General features: G+C 76.3%; 1 protein-coding gene. It reads right to left on the minus strand.

All coding sequences use genetic code 11. The features are described 5' to 3' along the window. A partial coding sequence (locus AB0J52_RS35585) for an AMP-binding protein (protein WP_500187318.1) occupies positions 1–2,619 on the minus strand: 2,619 nt, incomplete at both ends.

A 2,619-nucleotide genomic window follows, 5' to 3' on the forward strand; every position in this document is an offset into this window, starting at 1 on the left:
CCACGGTCACCTCCGACGGGCCGTAGACGTTCCACGCGCCCGCCGTGCGCGCCGTCAGCTCGTCGGCGAGCGTCGCGTCCAGGACCTCGCCGCCGATCAGGACGCGCAGGGTGGGGCGTCCCGCCCAGCCGTCGGCGAGCAGCAGCCGGAGGCGGCTCGGCGTCGCCATGACCAGCGTCGCCCCGACCTCGTCGAGGAGGGCGGCCAGCGCCCGGCCGTCCCGCGCGGTGGCGGAGTCGGCGACGAACAGGCGGGCCCCGGTCGAGAGCGTCGCCCACAGCTCGAAGCTGGACATGTCGAACACCAGCGGGGCCATCGCGACGACCGCGTCGTCCTCGGTCATCCCCGGGTCGGTGCGGACCGCCTCGGCGAAGGCCGCGATCGCGCGGTGCGAGATCTGGATGCCCTTGGGGCGGCCCGTCGACCCGGACGTGAAGATGAGGTACGCCAGCCGGGCGGGATCGGGCGCGGGCAGCGGCCCAGGGGCCGCCGTCATCAAGGCCTCGGCGTCGTGCAGGACCAGGTCGGGCAGCGCGTGGTCGCCGAGCACGATCGCGTGCCGGACGCCGCAGTCCTCGGCGATCATCGCGAGCCTGCGGGTGGGCAGGTCGGCGTCCATCGCGACGTAGGCCGCGCCCGCGCGCAGGACGCCGAGCAGGATCGCGGGCATCCGGTGGTCGCGCGGAAGGCTCACGCCGATCGGCTCGCCGGGCTGGATACCGGCCTCCACCAGCGCGGACGCGACCCTGGCCGACAGGTCCAGCAGCTCGCCGTAGGTGAGCGCGCCGCTCGCCGAGGCGACGGCCGGACGCGCCGGGTCGATGCGCAGGATCGCCTCGACCACCGTCTCGTCGCCGGCCAGTGAGGCGCCGGTGCCGAGGGCCCGCAGTCGGTCGTGCTCGGCGGGGGAGACCAGGTCGAGCGAGGAGACCCTGCTGTCGGGAGCGGCGACCGTCCGGGCGAGGGCGTCGAGGAAGGCGCCCGCGATGAGCGCCGCCTCCTCTTCGGTGTACCGGTCGGTCGCGTACTCGGCGACCAGTTCCGGGCCCGCCGCTCCGGTGTTCATCAGGAGGGTGAGTTCGGTGACGGCGCCGCCCAGGTCCAGTTCGCCCACCAGCTCCACCCGGACGTCGCCGACCCGCGTCACCGGGTCCTCGTCGGGCTGGAACGCCAGCACCACCGGCAGCGGGTTGGCGCCGTGGGCGCGGGGGACCGCGTCCGCGACCGCCGCCGCCAGCCCGTCCCGGTGGGCGAACGCGCGGGTGACCCGCTCGCCCACCCGCGCGGCGAGGACGGCCATGCCGGGGTCGTCGGCGAAGTCGGCGCGGACGGGCAGAACGTCGATCAGCGGGCCGATGACACGGTCCAGCCCCGGCCGGTCGCGGACGGTCGCGGTCAGCCCGATGACGGTCTCGGTGCGTCCCGACAGGCCGCCGACGACCGTCGCGAGCGCCGCGAGCTGCACCGCCGCCGGGGTGAGGCCGAGGCGCGCGGCGAGGGCCCGGACGCCGTCGAGCAGCGCGGGGTCGACGGGCCGGGTGATCCGCCGTCCGCTCGGTCCCGGGACCGAGTCCGGGTCGCCGAGCAGGTCGTACGGGACCACGGCTCCGGCGAGCTCCTCCCGCCAGAACGGGTCCCGAGGTTCGGCGGCCTCCTCGTGCGCGAGGTCGCCGAACTGAAGGTCGGGCTCGGCGGGGGTCACCCCGGCGAGTTCCGCCGCCAGCTCCTCGCGGAGGATGCGCTCGGACCAGCCGTCGAAGACGCTGTGGTCGGTGACGAGGAGCAGTTCGGCGCTCTCCGGACCGGTCCACGCGCACAGGGCGCGCAGCAGCGGTGTGTCCGCCGTCAGGTCGAAGGGCTTGAAGGTCGCGGCCAGGCGCGACAGCTCCTCCTCCCGCCGGGCGGGGTCGAGCGGGCGCAGGTCGTACTCCGTGACGGGCACCGGGGCGGGCGGCCCGACGCGCATGACCGGCTCTCCGTCCACGACCTCCAGACGGCTCCGGAGCGACGCGTGGCGTCCGACGATGCGGTCGAGAGCCGAGCCGACGGCGGCGGCGTCCATCGGGCCGGTCAGCCGGAGGCGCAGGCCGATCGTGGTGGCGGGCGTCGAGGGGTCGATCTGGCGCATCGCCCACAGGCCGCGCTGGACCTCGGTCAACGGATGCGTGTCGGTGCTCGGCCGGGGCGGCGCGGGTGAGGCATGCGGCGCGGAGGCGACCAGGCCCGCCAGGGCGGCCACCGTGGGCTCCGCCAGGAACTCGTGCAGCGACACCTGGACGCCGAGATCGGACGCGACCCGGGCGACGACGCGGGCGGCGGCCAGCGAGTGGCCGCCCAGCGAGGCGAAGCCGTCGTCCGCGCCCACCTCGGGAAGGCCCAGGACGTCGGCGACGATCGCGGCGACCCGGCGTTCGTCCTCGGTCGCGGGCGCGCGGCCGGCCGGCGCGGCGGGGGAGGGCAGCGCGTCCCGGTCGAGCTTGCCGCCGGGGCCGCGCGGCAGCGACGGCACGATCACGATCCGGTCGGGGACCAGCGGCGAGGGCAGCCTGCCGGCCAGGTGGTCCAGCAGCTCCCGCTCTGACGCGGTGGCCGCGGCGTAGCCGATCAGGCGGTGAGTGC

It is taken from the genome of Spirillospora sp. NPDC049652 (assembly GCF_040675125.1).
Lineage (GTDB): Bacteria > Actinomycetota > Actinomycetes > Streptosporangiales > Streptosporangiaceae > Spirillospora.